Annotated in this window: 24 protein-coding genes and 1 riboswitch; of the genes, 6 read left to right on the top strand and 18 right to left on the bottom strand. The window is 57.0% G+C overall.

All coding sequences use genetic code 11. From position 1 onward, the window contains the following. Positions 1-32: 32 nt before the first annotated feature. From parE to thiC, 5 genes are all read right to left on the bottom strand, one after another. Positions 33-1,928 carry a DNA topoisomerase IV subunit B gene (parE, locus tag V7756_RS06595; RefSeq protein ID WP_335609363.1) on the bottom strand — a complete coding sequence of 632 codons (1,896 nt, stop codon included), beginning with the start codon at positions 1,926-1,928 and terminating at the stop codon, positions 33-35. 227 nt (positions 1,929-2,155) lie between these two features. Then, positions 2,156-2,968 carry a 3',5'-cyclic-AMP phosphodiesterase gene (gene cpdA, locus V7756_RS06590; RefSeq protein WP_335609362.1) on the bottom strand — a complete coding sequence of 271 codons (813 nt, stop codon included), beginning with the start codon at positions 2,966-2,968 and terminating at the stop codon, positions 2,156-2,158. A gap of 94 nt (positions 2,969-3,062) precedes the next feature. Next, positions 3,063-3,518 (bottom strand): DUF1249 domain-containing protein, encoded by a 456-nt coding sequence (locus V7756_RS06585; protein ID WP_335609361.1) that lies wholly within the window; start codon positions 3,516-3,518, stop codon positions 3,063-3,065. Next, entirely contained in the window at positions 3,515-4,129 is a 615-nt protein-coding gene (locus tag V7756_RS06580) for an NUDIX domain-containing protein (RefSeq protein ID WP_335609360.1), read from the bottom strand. Before V7756_RS06580 ends, V7756_RS06585 begins: the two co-directional genes overlap by 4 nt. 212 nt (positions 4,130-4,341) lie before the next feature. Next, positions 4,342-6,225 carry a phosphomethylpyrimidine synthase ThiC gene (thiC, locus tag V7756_RS06575; RefSeq protein ID WP_335609359.1) on the bottom strand — a complete coding sequence of 628 codons (1,884 nt, stop codon included), beginning with the start codon at positions 6,223-6,225 and terminating at the stop codon, positions 4,342-4,344. A gap of 76 nt (positions 6,226-6,301) precedes the next feature. Next, positions 6,302-6,401, bottom strand: a riboswitch (TPP riboswitch). A 221-nt stretch (positions 6,402-6,622) separates the two neighbouring features. Between thiC and V7756_RS06570 the strand changes: the two genes are divergently transcribed. After that, entirely contained in the window at positions 6,623-8,062 is a 1,440-nt protein-coding gene (locus V7756_RS06570) for a TolC family outer membrane protein (RefSeq protein WP_335609358.1), read from the top strand. A 73-nt stretch (positions 8,063-8,135) separates the two neighbouring features. Here the strand turns inward: V7756_RS06570 and waaA are convergent, their stop codons facing one another. Next, positions 8,136-9,392: a lipid IV(A) 3-deoxy-D-manno-octulosonic acid transferase gene (gene waaA / locus V7756_RS06565; RefSeq protein WP_335609357.1), complete on the bottom strand. Its 1,257-nt coding sequence runs from the start codon at positions 9,390-9,392 to the stop codon at positions 8,136-8,138. Positions 9,393-9,555: 163 nt separating this feature from the next. On the opposite strand from waaA, the gene V7756_RS06560 reads away from it, so the two are divergent. Genes V7756_RS06560 through V7756_RS06550 form a run of 3 tightly spaced genes read left to right on the top strand, consistent with a single transcriptional unit; the run spans position 9,556 to position 12,410 of the window. Further along, positions 9,556-10,734: an NAD(P)/FAD-dependent oxidoreductase gene (locus tag V7756_RS06560; protein ID WP_335609356.1), complete on the top strand. Its 1,179-nt coding sequence runs from the start codon at positions 9,556-9,558 to the stop codon at positions 10,732-10,734. Continuing rightward, entirely contained in the window at positions 10,731-11,531 is an 801-nt protein-coding gene (locus V7756_RS06555; RefSeq protein ID WP_335609355.1) for an aldo/keto reductase, read from the top strand. Before V7756_RS06560 ends, V7756_RS06555 begins: the two co-directional genes overlap by 4 nt. A 3-nt stretch (positions 11,532-11,534) precedes the next feature. Continuing rightward, on the top strand, positions 11,535-12,410 hold the full coding sequence (locus V7756_RS06550) for a metal ABC transporter ATPase (protein WP_335609354.1): 876 nt from the start codon (positions 11,535-11,537) through the stop codon (positions 12,408-12,410). A gap of 25 nt (positions 12,411-12,435) precedes the next feature. Here the strand turns inward: V7756_RS06550 and hldE are convergent, their stop codons facing one another. Continuing rightward, positions 12,436-13,866, bottom strand: coding sequence for a bifunctional D-glycero-beta-D-manno-heptose-7-phosphate kinase/D-glycero-beta-D-manno-heptose 1-phosphate adenylyltransferase HldE (gene hldE / locus V7756_RS06545; protein ID WP_335609353.1), 1,431 nt, complete (start codon positions 13,864-13,866; stop codon positions 12,436-12,438). A gap of 48 nt (positions 13,867-13,914) precedes the next feature. Beyond that, a complete protein-coding gene (msbA, locus tag V7756_RS06540; RefSeq protein WP_335609352.1) occupies positions 13,915-15,672 on the bottom strand; it encodes a lipid A export permease/ATP-binding protein MsbA in 1,758 nt (585 codons plus the stop codon). A gap of 186 nt (positions 15,673-15,858) precedes the next feature. Here msbA and V7756_RS06535 point away from each other — a divergent pair, with 186 nt between their 5' ends. Beyond that, positions 15,859-16,392: a lipopolysaccharide kinase InaA family protein gene (locus V7756_RS06535; protein ID WP_335609351.1), complete on the top strand. Its 534-nt coding sequence runs from the start codon at positions 15,859-15,861 to the stop codon at positions 16,390-16,392. Between the two features lie 24 nt (positions 16,393-16,416). Here V7756_RS06535 and rfbD read toward each other — a convergent pair whose 3' ends face one another. The 5 genes from rfbD to V7756_RS06510 form a co-directional block, all read right to left on the bottom strand. Next, entirely contained in the window at positions 16,417-17,301 is an 885-nt protein-coding gene (gene rfbD, locus V7756_RS06530; RefSeq protein ID WP_335609350.1) for a dTDP-4-dehydrorhamnose reductase, read from the bottom strand. Next, positions 17,301-17,843, bottom strand: a complete 543-nt coding sequence (gene rfbC / locus V7756_RS06525) for a dTDP-4-dehydrorhamnose 3,5-epimerase (protein WP_335609349.1) — start codon at positions 17,841-17,843, stop codon at positions 17,301-17,303. The genes rfbD and rfbC overlap by 1 nt, the downstream gene beginning before the upstream one ends. Continuing rightward, a complete protein-coding gene (gene rfbA, locus V7756_RS06520; protein WP_335609348.1) occupies positions 17,840-18,712 on the bottom strand; it encodes a glucose-1-phosphate thymidylyltransferase RfbA in 873 nt (290 codons plus the stop codon). Before rfbA ends, rfbC begins: the two co-directional genes overlap by 4 nt. Next, a complete protein-coding gene (rfbB, locus tag V7756_RS06515; protein WP_335609347.1) occupies positions 18,709-19,812 on the bottom strand; it encodes a dTDP-glucose 4,6-dehydratase in 1,104 nt (367 codons plus the stop codon). Before rfbB ends, rfbA begins: the two co-directional genes overlap by 4 nt. 156 nt (positions 19,813-19,968) lie before the next feature. Continuing rightward, positions 19,969-20,829 carry a capsular polysaccharide synthesis protein gene (locus tag V7756_RS06510; RefSeq protein ID WP_335609346.1) on the bottom strand — a complete coding sequence of 287 codons (861 nt, stop codon included), beginning with the start codon at positions 20,827-20,829 and terminating at the stop codon, positions 19,969-19,971. On the opposite strand from V7756_RS06510, the gene V7756_RS06505 reads away from it, so the two are divergent. Further along, positions 20,798-21,769, top strand: coding sequence for a glycosyltransferase family 2 protein (locus tag V7756_RS06505; RefSeq protein ID WP_335609345.1), 972 nt, complete (start codon positions 20,798-20,800; stop codon positions 21,767-21,769). The two genes, V7756_RS06510 and V7756_RS06505, sit on opposite strands and share 32 nt — an antisense overlap. Here V7756_RS06505 and V7756_RS06500 read toward each other — a convergent pair. The 5 genes from V7756_RS06500 to V7756_RS06480 are packed head-to-tail and all read right to left on the bottom strand — an operon-like array spanning position 21,736 to position 25,660. Then, positions 21,736-22,551, bottom strand: a complete 816-nt coding sequence (locus V7756_RS06500; protein WP_335609344.1) for a glycosyltransferase family 2 protein — start codon at positions 22,549-22,551, stop codon at positions 21,736-21,738. The genes V7756_RS06505 and V7756_RS06500 overlap by 34 nt on opposite strands. Continuing rightward, a complete protein-coding gene (locus V7756_RS06495) occupies positions 22,548-23,474 on the bottom strand; it encodes a glycosyltransferase family 2 protein (protein ID WP_335609343.1) in 927 nt (308 codons plus the stop codon). Before V7756_RS06495 ends, V7756_RS06500 begins: the two co-directional genes overlap by 4 nt. Continuing rightward, positions 23,474-24,367, bottom strand: coding sequence for a DUF6625 family protein (locus V7756_RS06490; RefSeq protein WP_335609342.1), 894 nt, complete (start codon positions 24,365-24,367; stop codon positions 23,474-23,476). The genes V7756_RS06495 and V7756_RS06490 overlap by 1 nt, the downstream gene beginning before the upstream one ends. A gap of 4 nt (positions 24,368-24,371) precedes the next feature. Further along, positions 24,372-25,496: a glycosyltransferase gene (locus V7756_RS06485; protein ID WP_335609341.1), complete on the bottom strand. Its 1,125-nt coding sequence runs from the start codon at positions 25,494-25,496 to the stop codon at positions 24,372-24,374. Beyond that, complete coding sequence (locus tag V7756_RS06480) at positions 25,493-25,660, bottom strand: carbamoyltransferase C-terminal domain-containing protein (RefSeq protein ID WP_442908966.1); 168 nt, start codon at positions 25,658-25,660, stop codon at positions 25,493-25,495. Before V7756_RS06480 ends, V7756_RS06485 begins: the two co-directional genes overlap by 4 nt. Positions 25,661-25,811 lie beyond the last annotated feature (151 nt).

Genomic DNA, 25,811 nt, shown 5'->3' with positions numbered 1-25,811 from the left:
GGTGATAGACAGCGCCGCTGTGAAGATGCGATTCAAAGCAATACCTCGGCCAGATTGCCCTTGCTTTCCAGCCAGGTCTTGCGGTCGCCGGAGCGCTTCTTGGCCAGCAGCATATCCATCAGTTGCTCCGTATCCTGGGTGTCGTCCACCGTGAGCTGGACCAAACGCCGCGTGTCCGGTGCCATGGTGGTCTCGCGCAGTTGCAGCGGATTCATCTCACCCAGCCCCTTGAAGCGGGTAACCTGGATCTTGCCGCGCTTGCCTTCAGCCTCGATGCGATCGAGGATGCCCTGCTTTTCGGCATCATCCAGCGCGTAATAGATATCCTTGCCGATATCCACACGGTACAGCGGCGGCATGGCGACGAATACGTGGCCGGCTTCCACCAAAGGGCGAAAATGCCTTACGAAAAGCGCACACAGCAGCGTGGCAATGTGCAGACCATCGGAGTCGGCATCGGCCAGGATGCAAATCTTGCCGTAGCGCAATTGTTCAAGACTGGGCACCCCGGGGTCGACACCGATGGCCACGGCAATGTCGTGCACCTCCTGCGATCCCAGCACCTCACCCGAGTCAACCTCCCAGGTGTTCAGGATCTTGCCGCGCAGCGGCATGATCGCCTGAAACTCCTTGTCGCGCGCCTGCTTGGCGCTACCGCCGGCAGAGTCGCCCTCCACCAGAAACAGCTCGGAGCGACGCGTGTCCTGCCCTACGCAGTCGGCCAGCTTGCCCGGCAGCGCTGGTCCCTGGGTAATGCGCTTGCGCTCTATTTTCTTGCTCGCCTTGAGCCGACGGCCGGCATGGCTGATAGCCAACTCCGCCAGCTGCAAACCGATCTCGGCGTGCTGATTCAGCCACAGACTGAAGGCATCCTTGACCACCCCGGAGACGAACGCCGCTGATTCCCGGGACGACAGGCGCTCCTTGGTCTGCCCCGAGAACTGCGCCTCGGCCATCTTCAGCGAGAGCACGTAACTGACGCGCTCCCAGATATCCTCGGGGGCCAACTTGACGCCCCTGGGCAGCAGATTGCGAAACTCGCAGAACTCGCGAATGGCTTCCAGCAGACCCGCGCGCAAACCATTGACATGGGTACCGCCCTGCGCGGTGGGAATCAGGTTGACGTAGCTTTCCTGCACCAGCTCGCCCCCTTCGGGCAACCAGAACAGGGCCCAGTCGACTGCCTCCTTGCTGGAGGACAGACTGCCGGTAAAAGGTTCCTCGGGCAGTTTTGGCCATTCGGCGCAGGCATCGACCAGATAGTCGCGCAGCCCGTCTTCGTAATACCAAGTATGGGTTTCGCCGCTTTGGCGATCATCAAACTCCACTTTCAGGCCGGGGCAGAGCACTGCCTTGGCCTTAAGCAAATGCTTGAGCCGCGCGATGCTGAACTTGGGCGAATCAAAATAGCTGGGGTCGGGCCAGAACATCACGGTGGTGCCCGTATTGCGCTTGCCAACCGTACCTATCACTTCCAGCTCACGAACCTTCTCGCCGCTTTCGAAGGCCATTGCGTATTCCTGACCATCACGCTTGACCCGGACTTCAACGCGCAGTGACAGCGCATTGACCACCGAGATACCCACGCCATGCAGACCGCCGGAAAACTGGTAGTTCTTGTTCGAGAACTTGCCGCCGGCGTGCAGCCGGGTCAGGATCAGCTCGACGCCCGAGACGCCCTCTTCGGGATGAATGTCCACCGGCATGCCTCGGCCGTCATCGCTGACTTCCAGGGCGTTGTCTGCATGCAATACCACGTTGATGGTGCGAGCGTGTCCGGCCAGAGCCTCGTCGACGCTGTTGTCGATAACCTCCTGGGCAAGATGATTCGGACGCGTGGTATCGGTATACATACCGGGACGCCGACGTACCGGGTCCAGGCCGCTGAGTACTTCCAGCGCATCAGCGTTGTAGGTCGATTGGGACATGGTCTGAGCGGTTTTCCTTGTTCTTCACATTACGGCCGGCACTGCTGCAACCGCGATCAGTGCCGTGCAGAGCAGGTGGCTTGCGGAATCGAGGCAATACTGCCTGATCGGGGACACCGGACTATCGCACACATAGTATCTGCCCGGCCGCACCACTGCCAATGACCGCAGTCGGCAATCTGCTGACCGGATATGCCAGAGTCCGTTTTAATCATCAGGCCACCAGCCTAATAGCCGGTGGCGCCAGGGTCCGGGAGGTAGCTGCCGGGCGGCAGCCGTGAGACCTCGGTTTCGATACGGCCATCATCATACAGACGCAGCCAGCGGTAACCGGGCGCCAGGGTGTCGGTGGCAAAATCGTCACTGTGGGCGGCAAACTGCACGCAGGTCGAGGGCGTAGCCAAAAGTCGCAGGCCCTGGCGCAGATCATCAAATTCCTGATGCACGTGCCCCCAGAGCAGCGCCTTGACCGCAGTCTGTCCATATAGCCGCTGAAACAGCGCCTCGGCATTTTGCAGACCTATTGGCTGCATCCAGTCACAGCCGATATCGACCGGGTGGTGATGCAGGCAAACCAGCAGATGGCGCTCTCCAGCGGTCGCTACTGCGTCGTCGAGACGCTGCAGCTGGCGTTCGTCCAGATGACCCGCCACTGATCCGCTAACACTGGAATCCAGCAGCACCAGGCGCCAGTTACCGATATCCGCCCAATCCCGGCTCATGCCGGCGGCGGCACCGAGGCGCTGCATCAGCGCAGCGTCATCATGATTGCCGGGAATCCAGTGACAAGGCGCAGGCAAGCGCAGACTGGCGGCGATAAAGCGCCGATAAGCGTCTTCGCTGCCATCCTGGGTTATGTCGCCAGTGGCCAACACCAAATCCATGCGGGCGATTTCGCCCAACACCAGATCTATCACCGAATTGAGACTGTCCAGCGTGTCCAGCCCCAGCAGGTCCGCGCTGTCACCACCGAACAGATGACTGTCGGTCAACTGCACTACACATACGTGATCGGTTCCGGCCGATTCTGCTAATGACATGGAAACTCCATTCCTGATTCCCCTTTCCGGGGCCAATCATGACTGCTACCAGCCGCAGATTCCAGCGACTGGATCACAGCAGCCGCGCCGCCCCTCACGGCACAAAAGAGAAAGGCTGCGCACTTTGCCCATAACGTTGGCAGTAACCGAGCCACTCGCCAAGAAACTGGTTAAGCTGATATTTCTCGTCTGGCTGCAGCATCTGCTCGTTGGGATAGGGGTAAACGCCGTGAAAACGCCGACGATTGTACGCTGCCACCACTTCCGCCAGACCGGCATCATGATACAGGCGCACTTCCATGCTTGGCGGTGTTACCCAGTCGTGCCGCCGTTCATGCGCCAGCAACAGGGTCGAAGTATACCGACAGCGCTCCAGCACCCGCATCTGCAGGGCCTGCTGGCTGCCGTCGCCAGCGTCCAGGGCTATGCGGCGCTCGTCCTGTTCGGCCATGGCCGGCATCAGCTTGAGCAAGCGCCAGTAGTTGGTTTCACACAGCGCCTGCAGCCCGATCAGGTCCACGCGGTAGCGGGGCTTGCGCAGTACGTTCATGGCTGCGGGCCTGCGCTACCCTGCACCTGGCCAACATTCAGCGCCAGCCATTGCAGGGCGATAATGGTTGCGGCGTTGTCGATACGCCCGCTGGCCAGCGCCGCAATGGCATTGGCACGGGACCAGAGGCTGACGCGAATATCTTCGCCCTCCTCCTCCAGCCCATGAATACCGCCGGCGCCGCGGCTGTCCACCACCGCCAGGTACAGGTGCACGCGCTCATCGCTGCCACCGGGGGAGGGGTAATACTGGGTGATGGGGGTCAGGCTCAGCAATGCAAGACCGGCCTCTTCTGCCGCTTCACGGTGCGCCACTTCCTCGGGCGCTTCGTCCTTGTCGATCAGCCCGGCTACCAGCTCCAGCATCCAGGGGCGCTCGCTCTTGTCGATGGCACCCACACGCAACTGTTCGATCAGCACCAGCTGATCCAGCCATGGATCGTAGGGCAGCACGCAGACTGCATCATGGCGCACAAAGAGCTCTCGCCGCAGCGCCGGGCCCCAACCACCATTGAACAGACGATGCCGCAGCGTCAGCACATCAAGCCGATAAAAGCCCTTGAAACCAGACTCTCGGCTGATGATCTCGACATCGGCGCGGGTAAATGACAAATGAATATCCCCCATTGGACAAGCTGCAAGCTGCAAGCTGCAAGCTGCAATAGCATGAGCCCGGCTGAATGGCTGTCAAGCATCAACTCGACAATGACATAGCCGCTTTACTAGCTTCTAGCTTCTAGCTTCTAGCTTCTAGCTTAAACTCGCATACCTGCGGGGGCGTCGGCAAGCCTTGGGCGACCAGCATGCGCTCGCCGCCCCCAGGCTCAGACCTTCTGGTACAGCTGCGAGCCGGTGGAGCGGAACTCCTGCGATTTGGCCTGCATGCCCTCTTCCACCGCCAGATCCACCGCCTCGATGCGCTGTGCTGCCGCGTAGTCGCGCACCTCCTGTGTGATCTTCATGGAACAGAACTTGGGGCCGCACATGGAGCAGAAGTGCGCCACCTTGGCCGAATCCTTGGGCAGGGTTTCATCATGGAAGGCGCGCGCGGTGTCCGGGTCCAGGCCGAGATTGAACTGGTCTTCCCAACGGAACTCGAAGCGCGCCTTGCTCAAGGCGTTATCGCGAATCTGTGCGCCAGGGTGCCCCTTGGCGAGATCCGCCGCGTGGGCCGCGATCTTGTAAGTGATGATGCCGGTTTTCACATCGTCGCGGTTCGGCAGCCCCAGGTGCTCCTTGGGCGTCACGTAGCAGAGCATGGCGCAACCGAACCAGCCGATCATAGCGGCGCCGATGCCTGAGGTGATGTGATCGTAACCCGGGGCGATGTCGGTGGTCAGCGGACCCAGCGTATAGAACGGCGCCTCGTCACAGCACTCCAGCTGCTTGTCCATGTTCTCCTTGATCAGCTGCATGGGCACGTGGCCCGGGCCTTCGATCATGCACTGCACATCGTGCTTCCAGGCCAGCTTGGTCAGCTCGCCGAGGGTTTCCAGCTCACCGAACTGCGCCTCATCGTTGGCATCGGCAATCGAGCCGGGGCGCAAGCCGTCGCCTAGCGAGAAGGACACGTCATAGGCCTTCATGATGTCGCAGATGTCTTCGAAATGGGTATAGAGAAAGTTCTCCTGGTGATGCGCCAGGCACCACTTGGCCATGATCGAGCCGCCGCGCGAGACGATCCCGGTGACCCGCTTGGCGGTCATGGGCACATAGCGCAGCAGCACGCCGGCGTGGATGGTGAAATAGTCCACGCCCTGCTCGGCCTGTTCGATCAGGGTATCGCGGAAGATTTCCCAGGTCAGGTTCTCGGCAATGCCGTCGACTTTTTCCAGCGCCTGATAGATAGGCACCGTGCCAATCGGCACCGGCGAGTTGCGAATGATCCACTCGCGGGTTTCGTGGATGTTCTTGCCGGTAGACAGATCCATCACCGTATCCGAGCCCCAGCGAATGCCCCAGGTCATCTTCTCCACTTCTTCTTCAATAGAGGAACCGAGCGCCGAGTTGCCGATGTTGCCGTTGATCTTCACCAGGAAGTTGCGGCCGATAATCATCGGCTCCAGCTCGGTGTGGTTGATGTTGGCTGGAATAATGGCACGGCCACGGGCGACTTCGTCACGCACAAACTCCGGGGTGATCTCCTTTGGCACGCTGGCGCCAAAGCTGTGGCCGGCATGCTGATCCTGCAGCAATCCGGCTTCCCGCGCTTCGGCCAGCTTCATGTTCTCGCGGATAGCGATGTATTCCATTTCCGGCGTGATGATGCCCTTGCGCGCGTAATGCATTTGGCTGACGTTACGCCCAGGCAACGCCCGACGCGGCGTGCGCACATGGGCAAAACGCATGTGGTCCAATGATGGATCGGACAGTCGGGCGCTGCCGAATTCGGAACTCAGGCCCGGCAGCACTTCGGTGTCGCCGCGCGCGTCGATCCAGGGGCCGCGCACATCAGCAAGGCCTGCGCGCAGGTCAATCTGCACAGCAGGGTCGGTGTAAGGGCCGGAAGTGTCGTACACCAGTACCGGGGCGTTGGGTTCGTTGCCCTTGTCGGTCTGGGTGTCAGCCAGGCGGATTTCGCGCATGGGCACGCGAATATCGGTGCGCGAGCCTTGCACGTAGATCTTGCGTGAATTGGGGAAAGGCTGGGTGGCGGCGCTATCGGCCCCCGAGGTGGCGATGGCGGTATCAGGCAATCTGCTGTTCATTGTTGTGCTCCACTGCGTTTGGGTTTCGCAGGGAACCGAAAAGGCCAGGACGCCCGCGCGCTTTCGCGGCAGGCTGGCTGGCACTGATCTCGATTCCTACGCCGGTACTAACCGGTTCAGGTTCAACGGGTATCATCTCAGCCCCCGCGTTTGCGGCGGCACCCCGTCAAGATGTCAGGCACAGTCTAGAAGCAAGCTTTCAAGGCTTCAAGCATTGTCCGGAACCAGAGCAAATCAGAACAGCGAACGCGACCCGTCGCGCTGACAAAAACGGCGATTTTGTCAGCCTGTAGTGCAAAAACACTTTGTTCCCAAAGACGCCCAATGCATTGCTTGACCGCGGGACAGCAGCTCTTTAGCCTTAGTTCACAATTTCTCCCATGCGAAGGATTCATGCATGCTGCGCCCCCTGTTTGCTGCTGTATTGCTAGCTGGCGTTTCTGGCCATGTTGCCGCCAATACCGACCTGATGACGGTCTATCAGGAAGCCTTGCTGAATAATGCCGATCTGGCCGCTGCCCAGGCTGATGCACGCGCCCGTCAGGAAGCCTTGCCGCAGGCTCGCTCCCAATTGTTACCCAACATCGGACTGGGCGCTGGCGCCGCGCGCGAAGATCTCCAGATCGATGGCGTAGGCGGTGACGAATACACCACCCACTATTATCAGGCCAGCCTCACCCAGCCGCTGTTTCGGGCCAATCGCTGGTTCGACTATCAGTCTGCCAAGTCGTTGAGCCAGCAGGCCGAGCTGGAATTCTCGGCAACCCAGCAGAACCTGATTCTGGAAGTCTCCGAAGCCTATTTCAACGTACTGCGCGCCTCCGATAACCTGGCCACCGCCAAGGCTGAAGAGGACGCTTTCGAACGGCAGATGGAGCAAGCGCAGGAGCGCTTCGATGTGGGCCTCTCGGCACGCACCGACGTACTCGAAGCCCGCGCCGGTTACGATAGCGCGCGCGCCGCACGCCTGACCGCCCAAACCAACCTGGATGTCAGCTATCAGGCGCTGACCCGCCTGACCAATCAGGACTACCAGAGCCTCTTCGGCATGAGTCACGACTTGCCGGTATTGCCGCCGACTCCGGCCAACCTGCAACAGTGGGTTGAAACCGCCTCGGCGCAGAACCTCAACCTGCTCGCTTCGCGCTTTGCCATTGATGCCGCACAGGATGGCTTGCGCAGCAGCAAGGCCGGCTACGCTCCCGTGGTAGATGCCTTTGTGCGCTACAACAACAATAGTGGCGGTGCCGAAGTCGCCGGCAGCGTCGGCCAAAGTACCAGTGACACCGAGCTGACCAGCTTCGGCGTAGAAATGACCATGCCACTGTTTACCGGCGGCCTGACTACCTCGCAGGTGCGTGAATCCACTTACCGCCTGACGCAGGCCGAGCAACTGAGCGAAGCCCAGCTGCGCCGCGTGGTCGAGAACACCCGCAACCTGTACCGCACAGTGACCTCCAGCGTCGAGGAAGTCGAAGCTCGCCGGCAGGCCATTGTTTCCGCCAAGGCCGCACTCGATGCCACCCAGACCGGCTATGAAGTGGGCACCCGCAATGTGGTCGATGTACTGGAGGCGCAGCGCAACCTGTTCCGCACGGTACGTGACTACAACACCGTGCGTTACAACTACATTATCGACAATCTGCGCTTGAAGCAGGCCGCCGGCACACTCAGCCCGGGGGATCTGGAGGAACTGTCAAACTGGCTGGTGCCGGATTACGACCCCGACCGCGATTTTATCCCGGAACCCACCGAGGAAGAAATGCAGCGCATGTCGATGGGCCGCGAAACGCCTGCCGCCCCGGCGAACGAAGAGCAGATGCGCTCCAGTTTCTAATTGGTCGCAATGCCCATAAAAGCAAACGGCGCCTGCAGGCGCCGTTTGCTTTTCCCACCTCAGCCAGCCTTGATCACAGCCGCCGCTCAATACCTTGCAGCAGCAGCTCCAACGCCCCCTGATTGGCCTCGACCACCGCCAGACCGGCAGCACCGGCCCGGCACCGCTGCTCTGCATCCTGCAACAGCACAGAGACCGCCTGCGCCAGCTCCTGGTCATTATTGACCAGTTGCAAAGCGCCTGCGCCCTGCAGCAGATCACTGATCTCGGTGAAATTGAAGCGGTGCGGACCCGAAAGCACCGGCAATCCCAGCGCCGCCGGCTCCAGATAATTATGCCCGCCATTGGCTACCAGCGAGCCGCCGACGAAGGCCACATCGGCGCAGGCGTAGAGCATCACCAGCTCACCCATGGTATCGCCTAGCAATACCTGGTCACTGGCAGTCGGGACACCACCCTGGCTGCGCCGCACCTGCGCCAACCGGGCATCACTTATCAACCGGGCCACGCCATCAAAGCGCTCTGGGTGACGTGGTACCAGAATCAGCAGCGCATCGGGTTGCTCGCGCAGCACATTCTGATGCGCACGCAGTACCTGCTCGTCCTCGCCGGCGTGGGTGCTGGCGGCTATCCATACCGGGCGCTCACCCCAGCCTGCGCGCAACGCCTTGGCCTGCGCCAGCAAATCCACCGCCGGGCGGAAGTCGAACTTGATGCTACCGGTAACCGTCAACGCCGACTTGCTCACACCCAAGGAAACAAAGCGCAGAGCTTCGGCCTGGCTTTGCACCGCTACCCAGTCGAGGGCCGCAAACATCGGCCGCACCAACCAGCCGACGCGCTGGTATCCCTTGGCCGAACGCTCGGACAGACGCGCATTGGCCAGGACCAGCGGCACCTTAGCGCGCTCGCATTCAGCTACCAGATTGGGCCAGAGTTCGGTCTCCATGATGATGCCGACCTTTGGTTGCAATTTGCGCAGCAGGCGGCGCTGTAGCCAGGGCAGATCGTAGGGCAGATAGGCATGACCCACCTGACCGCCAAACAGCTTGCGAATCTGCTCGGAACCGGTCGGAGTCATGCAGGTGACAGTAATCGGCAGTTGCGGATGGCGGCGCATTAGCTCGCGCACCATGGGCGCGGCGGCGATACTCTCGCCTACCGAGACTGCGTGCACCCAGATGCCGCCCTGGCGTATATCGCCGCCCAGCGCAAAGCGCTCGGACCAGCGCCGAGCATAGGCCGGCGCACGCCAGGCACGGTACAGCAGGCGCAGCAGCACCAACGGCATGCAGAGTGTAAAGACGATACTGTAAAGGGTACGGGTCATGGCTTATTCCTGTGATCAGGCGCGGCATAGAGTAGCAGATGTGACCGGCGGGCCCGGCAATGTCTATACTAGGGCTTTGCCGCGCAGGGACGAAGCCGCCGCAGCGCAGTTGCAAGCAGCGTTTCAGACCCAAAAGCCTTCTTGACTAAAGCACCGGGAGCCCATGAGTACAACCCTCGAAACCGATATCTGCATCCTCGGCGGCGGCATTGCCGGCCTCTGGCTCAATGCGCGTTTGCGACAGTTGGGCTACAGCACCCTTTTGATAGAACGCGGTGCGCTGGGTGGCGGTCAGAGCGTCAAATCCCAGGGCATCATTCACGGCGGCACCAAGTACGCCTTGAACGGCAAGCTGAGCAGCGCGGCCGAAGCCATAGCCGATATGCCGGAGCGCTGGCGTGCCTGTCTCAATGGCACGGGTGAGATTGATCTGGCAGGTGTGCGCGTACTATCCCAACACCACTACCTGTGGTCACCCGGCAGTCTGATCAGCAACCTGGCCGGCTTCTTCGCCAGCAAGGCGCTGCGCGGCCGCGTGGAACAGGTGAAGGGCAAACAGCTACCCCAGGTCTTTGCCGACCGCGCGTTCAAGGGCAAGGTCTATCAACTGGCCGAGCTGGTTATCGACGTTCCCGCCGTGGTGCAGCGCCTGGCCGATCTGGCAGGTGACAGCCTGATTTCAGACAGCGCCCCCCACCTGCAGCGCGCTGCCGACGGCAGTATTGAAGCCGTGCGTCTGCAACACCACGACATTCGCGCGCAGCGTTATATTCTCAGTGCCGGCGAAGGCACCGAAAGCCTGCTCGGCGACTGGCAGCAGGCCGAACCGGCCATGCAGCGCCGGCCCTTGCAGATGGTATTGGTGAAGGGCGCCCAACTGCCGCCACTGTTTGCCCACTGCCTGGGCAGCAGCCCCAAACCACGCATGACGGTCACTACTCACCCCTGTTCTGATGGGCAATGGTGCTGGTATCTGGGCGGCGAGCTGGCCGAACAGGGCGCCAGCCAGGCTCCGGACGAGCTCATTGCCAAAGCCAAGCGCGAGCTGCATGAGTTATTGCCCTGGATATCGCTGGAAGGAACCCGCTGGACCACTTTGCCGGTCAATCGCGCAGAGCCGGCGCAGAGCGGCCTGGTGCGCCCCGATACGGCATTCGTACAGCCGGTCGCCAACGCGCTGGTCAGTTGGCCCACCAAACTGGCCCTGGCGCCCAACCTCAGTGACCAGGTGATAGCGCAGCTACGGGAACAGCAGATTACCCCGCGGGCTTCAGCACCTGACACCAGCGAACTGGCCAGACCCAAGGTATCCGCCCCGGTATGGGATATCTGCTTCCCATGAGCCTGCTGCCGTATTACCGCGAGCTGGGCGACACCGGCTTGCGCCTCTCACCACTGGGGTTGGGCACAGTAAAGTTTGGCCGCAATCAGGGCGTGAAGTACCCGAACCAGTTTGCTCTGCCCTCAGACCAAGCGATACGCAACCTGCTTGCCCAGGCACATGATCTAGGGGTCAATCTGCTGGACACCGCGCCAGCCTACGGCACCAGCGAAGAACGCCTGGGCCCCCTGTTGAAAGGTCAACGGCAGCAGTGGCTGATCTGTACCAAAGTGGGGGAAGAGTTCGACAACGGCGAATCGCATTTCGATTTCAGCGCCAGGCATACACAAGCCTCGGTAGAAAGATCCCTGCGCCGCCTGCAGACCGACTATCTGGATCTGGTGCTGGTGCATTCCGATGGCAATGACCTGCAGGTACTGGATGATGAGGTCTATCCCACTCTGCAAAAACTCAAACAGCAAGGGCTGATTCGCGCCTTCGGCTTTTCCGGCAAAACCGTCGAAGGCGGCATTCGCGCGCTCGAGCAGGGCGACTGTGCCATGGTCACCTACAACCTGAAAGAGCAAAGCGAGCGGCCAGTGCTCGACTTTGCGCTGTCACACAACAAGGGCATTCTGATAAAAAAAGCCCTCGCCAGCGGTCATCTTTGCCTGGCTGGTGAAGACCCAGTCCAGCAGGGACTGAAACTGGTACTGGCTCATCCGGCGGTCGCCAGCGCCATCGTCGGCACCATCACCCCGCTGCACCTCGAGCAGAATGTCCACACCGCTGTGGCCCTGCTTGTCTCTCAGGAGTAACGCATGACATTGATCGTGGCGCGCAAGAATCCGGTGATCTTCAAAACCCAGGCGATCGAGGTACAGGCCAGCAGCGAGGTGCTGCGCTACACGCCCGTAGGCAACCCCCTGAGTTTTTCGCAGATGCAGGAGCGGCGTCAGCCAGTCAGCGTAACCGACCCGGAGAATTTCCAGCTCACGGTCGCCAATCTGGGTGTTTCTGTGGATCTGCAACTGCAATGGCAGGATCGTCAGTTTCAATTGCTGGTGCGCCAGGATAGACCAGACCGCGGCGATAATGTGCTCAAGCTGCTTTCGGGCTATGTGCCCGCCCATGAATTGCGCGTCCCGCTACTGACGGCCATGACGGAGATCGCCGAAGAACTCTTGATAGAAACGGAAACCGGCTGGCTACAGGGGCGCTATCAGGAGACCTGGCTACCCACACCCTACGCCGACAGCCTGACCCTGGACGAGGAGCAGGTATTTCGCCTCGCTTCGCGGAGCAGCGCCAATCGCCCGGTCCTGTGCCGCGAACTCAACCTGCTGGAGCGCCCGCGTGCCTATGTGCATCTGCCCAGCAACTCCTTGCAACTGGTGTATCAACTGCAACTGGAACTGCCCCCGGATGCACAGCGCCTGTCGCTGCTGCATGCTGATGAATTTCTGGATGAGGAAAGCGGCGAGTTGGTAGCGCAGATGGACTACCAGCGACCCGAGCTGTTTCTCGCCGAACGCATCAAGGGCAAGGCAACGGGGGATCTGTTTATCCTGCAGCAAGGCGAGCTGATCGCGCAGGATACCCAGGGCATGACGCTCAGCGAAGCCTTTGCCGAACAACGCGGCTGGGTTGTTGAGGCCCCCAACTGCAGCTGGCAGCAGGGGCTGTGCGAGCGTTAGCAGCCCGCACGGGAGGCTGCCGGAATCAGCTCTGATCGCGCCCGCGGATCTTTTCCACAATGGCGGTGGTGGAGCAACTTTCCACAAAGTTGAGCACCTTGACCTCACCGCCATAGGCTTGAACGATAGCCGCACCCACCACCTGGTCCACGCTGTAGTCGCCCCCTTTCACCAGCACGTCAGGCTTGACCTGCTCAAGCAGCGCTTCAGGCGTATCGTCGGCAAAGCTGATCACCCAATCCACCGCACCCAGTCCGGCCAGAACCGTCATTCGCCGCTCAACACTGTTGATGGGACGTCCGGGGCCCTTCAATCTCTTTACCGACGCATCGTCGTTGATGGCAACAATCAGACGATCACCCTGGCTGCGCGCCTCTTCCAGGTAGCCCACGTGACCGGCATGGATAATATCGAAACAGCCATTGGTGAAAACAATACGCTCACCATGAGCCCGCGCATCTTCCAGCGCCTGCAGTAGCTGTTCCACACCCACCACGCCGCGCTCACTGCCTTGCTCACGCTGCACCGCGCGGCGCAGCTCGGGTGCACTGATGGCCGCCGTGCCCAGCTTGCCGATAACAATGCCTGCGGCGATGTTCGACAGCGCCACGGCATTGGGCAGGGTTTCTCCCGCCGCCAGTGCCGCCGCCAGGGTGGAAATGACGGTGTCGCCAGCGCCGGTGACATCAAATACTTCCAGCGCCCGCGCCGGCAAATGCAAGGCTGGCTCGCCACTGCGCAACAAGGTCATGCCCTGCTCGCTGCGAGTCACCAGGAGCGCATCCAACTGCAGCTCGGCGATCAGCGCCATACCCTTGTCGACCAGATCCTGCTCGCTGCTGCAGCGCCCGACTACCGCCTCGAACTCTGAGAGGTTCGGTGTGATCAGACTCGCACCGCGATAGATGGAAAAGTCGCTGCCCTTGGGATCAGCCAGTACGGGCACGCCATGCTGGCGCGCCAACTGAATCAGCGCCTGGTGATTGACCAGCGCACCCTTGCCGTAATCCGATAACACCAGCACCTTGACCTTGTCGAGCAGACCCGCGACCGACGCCAGCAAGGCATCGGCATCGGTTTGAAAGCGCTCTTCGAAGTCCAGACGAATCAGTTGCTGATGACGGCTCATCACCCGCAGCTTGGTAATGGTCGGCTGGCCTTCGCACTGCTGGAAATCGCAGTACACGCCAGCGGCATTCAAACGCTGTTGCAGACTCTCGGCAGCTTCGTCCTGCCCCGTCACGCCAACCAGCCAAGCCGGCGCGCCCAGCGCGGAAATGTTCAACGCCACATTGCCGGCACCGCCGGGACGATCCTCGATCTGCTCGACCTTGACCACCGGCACCGGCGCTTCGGGTGAGATGCGGTGGGTAGGGCCATGCCAATAGCGGTCCAGCATCACATCGCCGACCACCAGAACCGGGGCGGAATCGAAGCGGGGCATGGTCAGTTTCATCGTATAGGCTACCTGTATCCGAATTCCGGCATTCACGCCGGAGCGTACTCAATGGCTGGATGTGTCTTCTTCAAACTGCATGCTGTGCAACCGCGCGTAATAACCGTTCAACGCCAGCAACTCGGCATGCGAGCCGCGCTCGACTATGCGGCCCTGGTCCATCACCAGAATGATATCGGCTTTCTCGATGGTCGACAGGCGGTGCGCGATTACCAATGTGGTGCGCCCCTGCATCACGCGATCCAGCGCCGCCTGGATATGGCGTTCGGATTCGGTGTCAAGCGCCGAGGTAGCCTCGTCGAGAATCAGCACCGGCGCGTCTTTGAGCAGCGCACGGGCAATCGCCAGGCGCTGACGCTGGCCGCCCGACAGCAGCACGCCGTTTTCGCCGACCAAGGTGTCGAAGCCCTGGGGCAACATGTCGATAAACTCCTTGGCGTAAGCCGCCTCTGCGGCAGCTTTCACATCTTCTAGCGGCGCCCCAGCCAGATCACCGTAGGCAATATTATTGGCGATGGTATCGTTGAACAGGGTGACATGCTGACTAACCAGAGCTATGTGATGACGAAGGTTACTCAGGCGATACCGCTCGATCGCGACGCCGTCGAGCAGGATCTGGCCGTGGTCATGGTGGTAAAACCGCGGAATCAGATTGGCCAGTGTAGTCTTGCCACTACCCGAACGCCCCACCAGAGCTACCATCTGCCCGGGTGCGATGGATAGAGAAATGTCATCCAGAACCTTTTTCTCCGTATCCGGATAGGTGAAGCTCAGGCCGGAAATTTCTATCTGCCCGGTAACCCGCTCTTGCTCATGCGTACCTTCATCCAGCTCCGGCTCTTCATCCAATTGCTCGAAGATGCTTTCAGCGGCCGCTATGCCCTTTTGAATGTTGGCGCTGACTTCCGACAGCTGGCGTATGGGTTTGGGTAGCAAGCCTGCAGCAGTGATGTAGGAAACCAGATCACCAACCGTGGCGTCACCCCGCAGAAACAGCACCAGGAACATGACGACCGCCATCGCAGAGTAGGTGACCAACTGCAACGTAGGGGTGTAAACCGCACCTGTACGCGTCATTTTCAAACCGCGCTGGCGGTTGTTTTCGCTAGCCTTGTTGAATCGCTCGGTCTCGTATTTTTCACCCCCAAAGCTGCGCACTACCCGATAGCCCTGGATGGTTTCCGACGTCACGTGGGTTACATCGCCCATCGCTGTTTGTATCTTCTTGCTCTGGCTGCGAAATTTTTTGCTGGTGCTATTAACCATCACACCAATAATCGGAAGAATGGCAATCAACACCAAGGTTAGCTGCCAATTCATCCAGAGCAGATAGCCAAACAGGAATATCACCGACATCCCTTCACGGAAGATCACCTTGATGGCGTCGGTCGCCGCGCCGGTTACCATGGTCACATTGAAGGTGACCCGCGATACCAGATGCCCAGAGCTGTGGCTATCGAAATATCGATTGGGCAGAGTCAGAAAGTTATTGAACAGCGCCGTGCGCAAATCGTGCACCACACCGAGCGATACCTTGGCGATGTAGTAGTTGCCGAAAAACGAGCCTATGCCCTGATAGAGTGCCACCGCCACAATGAACAGCGGAAACCCCCAGATCATGGGTACGCCGAAAAACTGCGCGTTCTCGCCACCATTCAAGCCATCGACAAAATACTTCAACACCCAGGCCATTGCGGGCTGACTGGATGCAAAGATAACGAAACCCAGAATACTGATGGCAAAAGGAACCCAGTACGGTTTCACATACCCCAGCAGACGCGCATAAATGCGCACACTGGATCGCATAAATGATTCGTTTTGATCTTCTGACATGAAAAGTTCGCGGTGAAGGGTCAAGCGGTGAGTCTAACACAGCTGAATGATGACGCAGCGCCTGCAACGAAACTGAGATAAACTGGCGTTTTTTATCAGGAAAAAGCTATGCTGCCACTCGGCAAGGAAGAGTTCGAAAGCCTACGCCTGGGCGCCACTGTGCTCGAAGAAGACCGCTTTGGCCCCAAGGTTCTGCGCTTGGCAGACGGTACCTTTCTCAAGCTGTTTCGGCGTAAAAGCTGGTTCTCCAAAACCCTGCTGTTTCCACCAGCGAAACGCTTTGCAGACAACGCTGTTGCGTTGCAGCAGCGAAAAATACCTTGCCCCAAGGTAATCTCACTCTATCGAATGCGCACACCCTATCGCTCCGTCGTACATTATGAGCCATTGGCCGGAGACACCTTGCGCGATCTTCTGAGCCAGTACACCGGTCATCAGCATCTGGAGCTCTTGGCCAAGCTTGCCACCTTTATAACAACGCTACATGACAAAGGCGTGTACTTCCGGTCATTGCATCTGGGCAATATCATCCTGACCCCCGACAAGAAGTTTGGCCTCATCGATATTTCGGATATGCGCTGCTTCAACCGGCCGCTTTCCCGGCGCATGCGCGCAAGGAATTACCAGCATTTGCTGCGCTACGAACAAGACTGGTCGACGGTGGGCTTTGATGTAAAACGGCTGTTTTCCTGAGCACCAACTCCTTCTCGACGAGCCTTACCCAGCGGCAAGCTCGGCGAGCACTGCCGATAAATCGACCTTCCAGTCTGGCTGGCCTATGCCATGCTCGCGATGAATCTTGCGGCAATCGAGTGCTGAAAACTGCGGCCTGGGTGCCGGCGTAGGAAACTCTTCACTGCCAATAGCTTCGATCATTGGTTGCTTGTCTATCAGCCCCATCGCTGCGGCCTGCGCAATAATATGCTCGGCAAATTCGAACCAGCTGACTACTGGCGCACCGGAGAAATGAAACACCCCAAAAGTGAATGCGTTTTGCCGCTGCTGATATTCTGCCGCCAGGGTCCAAAGTGCTTTGGCAATCGCGGCTGCCGAGGTAGGGCCACCGCGCTGATCCGCCACTATTCGTAATTGATCCCGCTCACCGGCTAGGCGCAGCATGGACTTTACGAAGTTGCCCCCTTGCGCAGAGAAAACCCAACTGGTTCGCAGAACGATATGTCTGCTGCAAAGCTGCATAACAGCCTGCTCACCCTTGAGCTTGCTGCGTCCATAGGCGGTTTGTGGGTCAGTCTCGCTCTGCTCTGCGTAGGCTGTCTGGCTATCGCCCTTGAACACATAATCGGTGGAGATGTGAAACAGGGGGATACCAGCGTGCTCTGCGCTACGCGCCAGGTTCTCCGGTCCATTCTGATTGACTGCGAGCGCTTGCGCCTGCTCTGTCTCGGCCCGGTCAACCGCAGTGTAGGCCGCAGCATTAATGATCAGTTGCGGCTGCAACTGTTCAACACAGCTTGCCACCGCAGCAGCGTCGGAAATATCCAGTTCTGCCGACTGCAATGCCGTGATCTGGACCCAAGCGGGCGCGCAGCGTTGCAGTTCGGTACCCACCTGCCCGCCGGCGCCCGTGATCAATACGCGCATCAGAAGGATCCCTCTGCCAACTGTCGCAAAGTTGGATTGTTAAGATCTTTGGCAGACAACAGTGGTTGCTCTACCGGCCAGGGAATATTCAGGTCAGGATCATTCCAGAGCAGCGCCCCTTCGTCTTCCGGACGGTAGTAATCGGTGCACTTATACTGGAAATCTGCGATGTCGCTCAACACACAGAAGCCGTGCGCATAACCAGGTGGCACCCACATTTGCCGATGATTTTCATCATTCAGCTCCACCCCCACGTGCTGACCATAGGTGGGCGACTGGGGATCGATATCCACTGCTACGTCCCACACTGAGCCGCGACTTACGCGCACAAGTTTTCCTTGCGGCGAGGTGCGCTGAAAGTGCAGGCCTCTGAGTACACCTCTGGCCGAGCGAGACTGATTATCCTGGACAAAAGGCTGTTCAATGCCCGCTTCGCGGTAGCGCTCGTCCTGAAAACTTTCGATGAAAAAACCACGTGCGTCGCCAAAAACCTTCGGCTCGATGACCAGCACGCCGCGTAGCCGCGTTTCAATTACCTTCACTTTTCCTTCTCCACCAATCTTTGCAAGTACTGGCCGTATCCTGTTTTACTCAGCGCCGCTGCCTGCTTGCGCAACGAGTCTGCATCCAGCCAGCCCTGACGGTAAGCAATCTCCTCAAGGCAAGCCACCTTCAAGCCTTGGCGAGCTTCAATGGTCTGAACGAAATGACTCGCTTCCATCAATGAATCGTGGGTTCCGGTATCCAGCCAGGCAAAGCCTCGCCCCAGCAGACTGACATTCAGCTTGCCACGCTCAAGATAGGCATTGTTTACATCAGTAATTTCAAGCTCGCCGCGGGCCGAGGGCTTGACCTGCCGAGCTATCTCGACCACCTGATTGTCATAAAAATACAAACCGGTAACCGCGTAGTTTGATTTCGGCTGCGCCGGCTTTTCTTCGATAGACAGTGCCTTGCCGTGCTCATCAAACTCCACTACACCGAAGCGCTCCGGATCGTTGACGTGATAGCCGAATACGGTAGCACCCTGCTTGCGCTGAACTGCCTCGCGCAACATGGCGCTAAAGCCATAACCATAGAATATGTTGTCACCAAGAATCAGGCAGACGTTGCTATCACCAATGAACTCTTCGCCAATCAAAAACGCTTGCGCCAAACCGTCCGGTGAAGGTTGCTCTGCATAGCTAAGGGAAATCCCAAATTCGGCGCCTGACCCGAGGAGCTTACGGAAGCTCGGCAAATCTTCAGGCGTGGAAATGATCAACACTTCGCGGATGCCGGCCAGCATAAGCACGGAGAGCGGATAATAAATCATCGGCTTGTCGTAGATCGGGAGAAGCTGCTTTGAAACGCCGCGCGTGATTGGGTGCAGGCGACTGCCCGAGCCCCCCGCCAGAACAATGCCCTTCATGAGTTCTCTCCGCTGGTTTGCTGCGCCGAGGCAGTTTCGCCAAGCCTGCCCAGTTTGTAGTCACCGCTCAAGACCCGCTGCCACCACTCTGGGTTGTTCAGATACCAGCTAACGGTCTTGCGAATACCGCTTTCAAAGGTTTCTGTAGGCTGCCAACCCAGCTCACGCTGTATTTTTGATGCGTCTATAGCATAGCGGGCATCATGGCCTGGTCGATCCTTCACGAAGGTGATGAGATCACGATACTGCGCCACACCCGAAGGCTTTTCTGGAGCGAGCTCTTCCAGCAGGGCACAGATGGCCTCAACTACTTCGATGTTACGTTTTTCATTGTGGCCGCCAATATTATAGGTCTCACCTATCTTGCCAGCTTCCAGCACCCTGCATAACGCACGCGCATGATCCTCAACGTAGAGCCAGTCGCGAATCTGCGAACCATCACCGTAGACAGGTATCGGCTTGCCGTGTAGCGCATTGAGAATAACGTGTGGGATCAGCTTTTCTGGAAAGTGGTAGGGCCCGTAGTTATTGGAGCAGTTGGTAATCAGCACGGGCAAACCATAGGTACGCTGCCAAGCACGCACCAGATGATCCGAGCTGGCCTTCGAGGCTGAATACGGCGAGCTGGGGGCGTAGGCCGTTTCTTCGGTAAATAAATCGTCAGTGCCTTCCAGATCGCCATAGACCTCATCGGTGGAAATGTGATGAAAGCGGAAAGCACTTTTGCGCTCGGCCGGTAACCCCTGCCAATAAGCTCTGCAAGCCTCAAGCAAGGTATAGGTACCCACTATATTGGTCTGGATGAAGCTGGCAGGACCGTCGATGGAACGGTCTACGTGGGATTCTGCGGCTAGGTGCATTACTGCATCCGGCTGAAACTCTGTAAAAATCTGTTCCAACGCAGCAGCGTCGCAGATATCGGCGTGGTAAAAACGATAGCGCGGAGCCTCTACAACAGAAGCCAATGACTCGACATTGCCGGCATAGGTTAGCGCGTCGAGGTTGGCAATCTGTACCTCAGTACAGGTCGCATAGTGGCGGATTAGCGCCGACCCTATAAAACCAGCCCCACCAGTTACCAATATCCGCGAATTATTCATTAAGTTCGCTGCTCCTTATGCTACTTTCAGCCATTTCAAGCGTGAAGAAATGAAAAAACGGGCGCATAACACTAATTACAGCGGGGACGACAATACGTGAGCGCAAAGTTCGCGCACCCGCCGCGCCAGAAGACCAGCATTAGCTGAGCAGGCACATTAACGATAAGCAAGCCCCATATTCTCTACAACATCAAACGGCAACGCTCTAGAAACATTATTACGAAACTTATAATTGAGCGGGTGAAACACATCACCAAACAAGGTCCACTGCAGCGGATACTGCGAGCCAAGCAACTTCCTATACCACTTAGAATTATATTTATCATTCACATGCGAATACGCTTTCCGCGCGGGATATTTTGACAGCTTATTTAGATGAGCATCCAAGACCGCATTTATAGATTCGTATAAAGAATAGCTCATCGGGGTATACGCTCGGCCCACCCATCGATTGGTCGCAACTAAATCTTTCCAGACAGAGGGCATATAGTTACCTTGCGAATCATACACTTGCGCCGCCCCGCCTTCTATCTCGGGCTTACCTAAAAAATAAACATCAGGGTCGGCAAAAACATCCCAAGCATCAAAGTAGGATGTACCTGTCGGTTTAATATCGTGCCAACCTCCACCGTAATGATGAAGAAAGTAAATTCGAATATAGTCAGACTTATGAACATCGCTTAGATAAGAAAACGCGGGATGTAGCGGCGCCCCTTCTACTAGATACTCACCTATGTTGTCAGCCCCCACCAAAACTACAGGGACCCCTAAGTTTTTACGCATCATTTCTAGGGATTGCAGCCTATTTTCATTCATCGCGCCCTGCCACCAAAAACACCAAACCACTTGAGGGCACCCAGAAAATCTTGTCACAGCTGATAAATCAGAGATATCTACCATTCGCACCCCAGAAAAAATAAGCAACCAAAACTTTAAATAATTTAAAAGAAAAGGCAAAATAGGAACTATAGCAAAGGAGATAACAATGAGCCTGCCGCACCCTTTAATATCAATCATAATCCCATGCCACAATTATGCGCATACGCTGGGCGACACGCTGAAGTCCATACAATCGCAAACGCTCACCGATTGGGAAGCCATCATAGTCAATGATGGCTCTTCCGACAACACTCAAGAACTCGTTGAGCGCTTCACGCATTCGGACGAGAGGTTTATCGGCATCTACCAAGACAGAAGGGGCGTATCTGCAGCGAGGAATACAGGCATGCGCATCGCAAAAGGATCGTATTTATTGTTCCTAGATGCCGACGACCTTATTAGCCCTAAGAAACTTGAGATTCATAAAAAACACTTTGAAGCAAATGCAGAGATAGATATAAGCTACTCCTATTGCCAATATTTCCATACTTCCGAGCCACACAAACTTTATCCTTCATTCGACCTCACCCACACAGAATGGATGCAAAAGCATTACGACAAGGGTAGCAAGATAGCCGCAGCATTAGTAAAACGAAACCTTTTTGTTATAAGCTCGCCCATCATAAAGCGTTCTACCCTCTCCAAAAAAATCACATTTAAAGAGAATATGAAGTTTTACGAAGACTGGCTTTTTTGGTTCAGTTGCGCAGCGGAAAATCTGTCTTTCCACTACTGCGACAATGAAGAATGCTTGACACTGATAAGAGTGCACGACACAAGCACAGTTCAAGACAAGGAAAAAATGTTCGGCTGCATCCCTCCATTTAGACAAGAAATAGGGGCAATCTTGAACAAATTAAACGTTGCCGAATTCCCAAACAAAAAAAGCCTTAAAAAGACCAATAAAAAACTTTTAGAAAAGTGGTGTCGAAAAAAACTGCGGAATGCAGGTCTTAGCGCATCGACACTGGGCGCCATGATCACGGAAACTAACTTAAAAACCACTTGCACTGCCACAGCCAAACATATTGCAAAAGCACCAACTTACTTTCTAAAAACCTTTTTCCGGCCAAGGTAATAAAGCGGTATTTTCATATAGAACTTTATCTTCTTTTTGAGGAGGTACAGCCGGCTCTTCTCAGACCACTTTTCGTCAAAAGCAAATCGTGCTTTCCTCGTTATCATCAGTTGGGTAAAAATACTCTGCTGCTCTAAGGTTTTGCTATCCAGATGATCCACAACAGATGATGTAATAAGAGCGTGCTTCAACTCATGTTTTTTCAGCGTACGAGCGTAATCATCGTCGGCGTACCAAAAATAAAACCGCTCATCAAGCATCCCAGTTATTTGCAACATCGAGCGCCTAAAGAAAAGACACCATCCAGCCACCTCTTTTAGAACGCCGTACCCCACATAACTCCCACTGTTCAGGGAAAAACCCTTTTGGGGATGATGCAGAGAGCAAATAGGACTCGCACTGACCAACTGCGTGTCATTGGCGAAAGCTTTTAGCAACTCTGACGCCCAGCCGGGATGAAAGTAAAGGTCGTTATTGCAAATAGCGACAAAATCGCCATTACAGCGTTTTATACCTTCATTCATATATTTGTGATAATTGAAAGGTGGCGAAAGATAAAGCGTTCGCACTCCTGCCTGAGTATATTCTGGCGCTTGGTGGTTGGATTCCACGACAATGACATCGAAGTTCACCTTGGCGGAATCCTCCGAAGCGAACAAGGTATCCAGGCAGGTCTCCGTCATTGCCCTTAGTTCCGTGTTCTTGGCAAAGCTCAGGATGACGACATCTACCCGCACAGGTTCTAGCGGTGACTCGGGTTGCGTTCGCAGAGGCTGAATCATTGCAGCGTTTCCTTGGGAGCAGTTTGCGGCTTCTTCAGTAGCAAATGACGCAGACGCTTAAGCAACTGGCGGTCCCATAAGCGCAACGGTACCTGACGGATCAAAGACCAACCGAATGCCTTGTCGTATACCACAGCCATGCGCAGAGCCTTGGTGATAAGCCGAGCCCTGGCTGATTCGTACTGGGGATGCTCTGCGTAAGGAGCTATTACTTCAAGCCCATAACGGTATTCGGCTTTATAGTTCTTGGATAGGCTGCCTTCGTGCTTGCGGTACAACGTCACCACGTCGGGCAGAATATCAACGAAGAAACCAGCATACGCAATCTTGAGCGTCATCTGAAAATCCTGGATCTTGATCGCAGGGTCATAACCGCCAACCTGATCGATGGCGTCGCGGCGGTAGACTGCGATATTGCCGCCCACTACCAACGCTGCAGCAAGCGCCTCGGCAAAATCATAGCGTCGAACCAATCGTTTTTTTTCTTTCTTGGGAAGCATTGCGCCGTACTCGTCAATGCGCACTGCCCCGCCGCCCAGACAACCCACTTCCGGATGGGCCAGCAAGTAGGTCATCTGCGTCGACAAGCGTCCGGCGGGCATGATGTCGTCGGCATCAAAGGTAGCAATATATGCGCCACGCGCCTGAGCAATGCCGGTATTAAGAGCAGCGCTGACCCCCGCATTGGGCTGACGGATAAACTCTACGCGACGCGCCAGGCTCTTATCCTGTTCCTGCGCAAGCACCTCAGAGATCACCTGCGCGCTGTCGTCGGTAGAGCCATCGTCCACCACAACCAGCTCAAAATTCGCGTACTCCTGCGCCAGAACGCTGCGCAAGGTGTCCCCTACATAAGCCGCGTAGTTGTAACAAGGGACGACAACGGACACCAAGGGGTCAGCAACAGCCTCGTCTGCGGCCATTATCCGATCTCCCGCCAACCGATGTCGCTTACCTGCCATGAGCTGCGCTGCGCCAATTGTTCAGGACCACGCAGTTGCTCAGCAGCGACACCCTGCCAATGTTGATTTTTCCATGCCAGAAAATGCAGATAGGGCAGCTCTTGCTCGCCCAACGCGCTGTTGGTGAGGCGCCCATCTTGCAAGAACCAACGCTCAGGCACCACTCGCTGCCCGTCCGGCAGAATACTGAAAGTGCTATGGGATTCGATGAACTCACTGCGCCGCGCCCATTTGTTAAAACGCGCAGCAAAACGGCGTAATGGTTCAGGCCAGTTCTTGTGTCGAACAAAAAGACGGCTGAATGCGCCTTCGTCCAGTGCCTGATGAGCCTGGTCCGCGTAGCGCTCCTGCCAGTTAGGAATCAATTTGAACGCTTCACGCATGGTGGCGGTATTACGCAACAAACAGAGATGGCCGGAGATACGCCGCACATGTGTAGCGAAGAGATCTTTCTCGGACAGCCGGGCGGAACTGAAGTAGCGTCTGAGATCTCCGTAAACCACATCGATATCGCCGAAAGCCCAGAAATCATAGCCGGCCAAGTGCTCAGCGTGGATGTAGCCCAACGCGGGTTTGATATCGCAGAGCTTGTAGGGATTGACGGGATGAAAATCGATGTTCAGCTTTTCAGACACCAGGTCACAATAATCTGGGTAAGGCATCTCGATAAACTGGACGTTGGCAGGGGCTATTTCGGGCACCCCACAGTCGGTAAAGAACAACCAATCGATGTCGGGGTTACGGGCGCAGCCAGCCAGAAAAAAATCCATCCAGAACGGCCAGGCACCGAAATACGGGATGACGAAACGGATGCTTGGCGGCGTTATATCGCTTGTAGTGTTCATATTGTCCATTGTCTTACCGATAATTCGACATGTTCGGCAGGGACCAGAAACGCCGTTTTGCCGCCTCATCTGAAAAGATAGAGAGCAAACGCTCCTGCATTTGCTCGCGCATTGTCAGTACCTGCTGATCATTAATGGTGGCGCATTTCTTTAGCGCCGTAGCCAGTGCTGCCGCGTCGCCCAGCTCAAAAAGCTCCCCATTCGCACCCACCACCTCAGGCCCGCCCCCACAGTCACTGCATATCAGCATGTTACCGGCCGCCATTGCTTCGAGTAGAACCATGCCAAAGGGCTCGTGATCCGAGGTGAGGGCGAAGACGTTGAACGCCTTGAAGTAGCGTCTGGCGTCGGGCACCTGACCCATGAAAATTACTTGGTCAGCTATTCCCAGCTCTTTTGCCAGATTTTGTAGCTGGGCCTCAAGCCGGCCGGTACCCAGAATCACCAATAGGCTGTTGTGCGGCAACGCCGGCATGGCTTGCGCAAAGCCCTTCAGTAAAGTGGTCTGATCCTTGTCAGGGTGCAAGCGACCCACATTCCCTACTACCCAGGCGTCCTTAGGTAATTTCAGTATTTTACGCGCCTCTTCCGTACTGACTTGGATGCTACACAGCGCTTGAACGTCGATACGGTTGTACAAGGTCTGAATACGCTCCGGGGGCCACCCAGGCAAGCAGCGCCGAATGTCATCGCGCACGGCATCAGATACCGCCAACAACTGCAGACGCTGACGAAAGAGGTGGGCAAACAACTTGCGGCCGGCGCGCGCGAAATCACCGAATGCATGATGAACACCAATGACCGGCAGGTCCGTCGCCAGGCAAGCGATATAGGTAGGCTTGGAACGATGAGCAATACACAGGCTGAAGCTGCGCTCACTGGCAATCTGCCGCAGTTTGCGGATTGCCTTGAGTTTGAGCCCGCGAATATCCGCAGAGCTTTCTTCCAGAAAGATCACTTCAGCCGAGCTGCAGCTTGCTGCAACTACCGGATCTTTCTTGCCAGTCAGAAAGACAGTGGTCACCTGGCAATCCGTGCCTTCAAACAGTGCGGCGTATTGCCTGGCGCAATCGAGAAATGGACCGTCATAGCCATGACAGAATTGCAGGACGCTACGCCTGGTAGGGGAGGCGCTCATTTTTTCATCACCAGGGTCTCTTCCACGATCAGAACCTGAAGATCGTTTCTGAAAAACCTATTCAGCGCATTGACCGGTGAGCAGGCCGTTAGCTCACCACGGCGCCTCAGCGATGTCCTGAACACCACACCCTTGCCGGTCATACCCCCCAGCTCCTCTATCAAGTCGTAATAAGGCGAATTGTACCTGCGTTTAATCGTCTGCGCGCGGGGGCATCGAAACCTGTTTGCTGTTTACGGCCACGCCGACTAGCGCTCTAAGTGAAGCCAGGCAACGGAAAAGGTTGCGCATTGTTTTCATCGCGCTTTCGAGCGG

Source organism: Halopseudomonas sp., assembly GCF_036961105.1.
Classification (GTDB): Bacteria; Pseudomonadota; Gammaproteobacteria; order Pseudomonadales; family Pseudomonadaceae; genus Halopseudomonas.
Note: the sequence above shows the minus strand (reverse complement) of the source record. Positions and strands in the feature narration are given on the sequence as shown.

Coding starts and splice junctions, on each gene's coding strand:
- cpdA (WP_335609362.1), bottom strand. CDS start 2,968: ATGTCATTAGCAGAATCGGCCGGAACCGATCACGTATGTGTAGTGCAG.
- V7756_RS06495 (WP_335609343.1), bottom strand. CDS start 23,474: ATGGCCGCAGACGAGGCTGTTGCTGACCCCTTGGTGTCCGTTGTCGTC.
- V7756_RS06485 (WP_335609341.1), bottom strand. CDS start 25,496: ATGAGCGCCTCCCCTACCAGGCGTAGCGTCCTGCAATTCTGTCATGGC.
- hldE (WP_335609353.1), bottom strand. CDS start 13,866: ATGAAACTGACCATGCCCCGCTTCGATTCCGCCCCGGTTCTGGTGGTC.
- V7756_RS06560 (WP_335609356.1), top strand. CDS start 9,556: ATGAGTACAACCCTCGAAACCGATATCTGCATCCTCGGCGGCGGCATT.
- V7756_RS06570 (WP_335609358.1), top strand. CDS start 6,623: ATGCTGCGCCCCCTGTTTGCTGCTGTATTGCTAGCTGGCGTTTCTGGC.
- V7756_RS06585 (WP_335609361.1), bottom strand. CDS start 3,518: ATGAACGTACTGCGCAAGCCCCGCTACCGCGTGGACCTGATCGGGCTG.
- V7756_RS06555 (WP_335609355.1), top strand. CDS start 10,731: ATGAGCCTGCTGCCGTATTACCGCGAGCTGGGCGACACCGGCTTGCGC.
- V7756_RS06550 (WP_335609354.1), top strand. CDS start 11,535: ATGACATTGATCGTGGCGCGCAAGAATCCGGTGATCTTCAAAACCCAG.
- waaA (WP_335609357.1), bottom strand. CDS start 9,392: ATGACCCGTACCCTTTACAGTATCGTCTTTACACTCTGCATGCCGTTG.
- V7756_RS06500 (WP_335609344.1), bottom strand. CDS start 22,551: ATGATTCAGCCTCTGCGAACGCAACCCGAGTCACCGCTAGAACCTGTG.
- V7756_RS06505 (WP_335609345.1), top strand. CDS start 20,798: ATGAGCCTGCCGCACCCTTTAATATCAATCATAATCCCATGCCACAAT.
- rfbA (WP_335609348.1), bottom strand. CDS start 18,712: ATGAAGGGCATTGTTCTGGCGGGGGGCTCGGGCAGTCGCCTGCACCCA.
- msbA (WP_335609352.1), bottom strand. CDS start 15,672: ATGCGATCCAGTGTGCGCATTTATGCGCGTCTGCTGGGGTATGTGAAA.
- rfbD (WP_335609350.1), bottom strand. CDS start 17,301: ATGCGCGTATTGATCACGGGCGCCGGCGGGCAGGTGGGTACCGAACTG.
- thiC (WP_335609359.1), bottom strand. CDS start 6,225: ATGAACAGCAGATTGCCTGATACCGCCATCGCCACCTCGGGGGCCGAT.
- V7756_RS06510 (WP_335609346.1), bottom strand. CDS start 20,829: ATGATTGATATTAAAGGGTGCGGCAGGCTCATTGTTATCTCCTTTGCT.
- parE (WP_335609363.1), bottom strand. CDS start 1,928: ATGTCCCAATCGACCTACAACGCTGATGCGCTGGAAGTACTCAGCGGC.
- V7756_RS06490 (WP_335609342.1), bottom strand. CDS start 24,367: ATGGACAATATGAACACTACAAGCGATATAACGCCGCCAAGCATCCGT.
- rfbB (WP_335609347.1), bottom strand. CDS start 19,812: ATGAATAATTCGCGGATATTGGTAACTGGTGGGGCTGGTTTTATAGGG.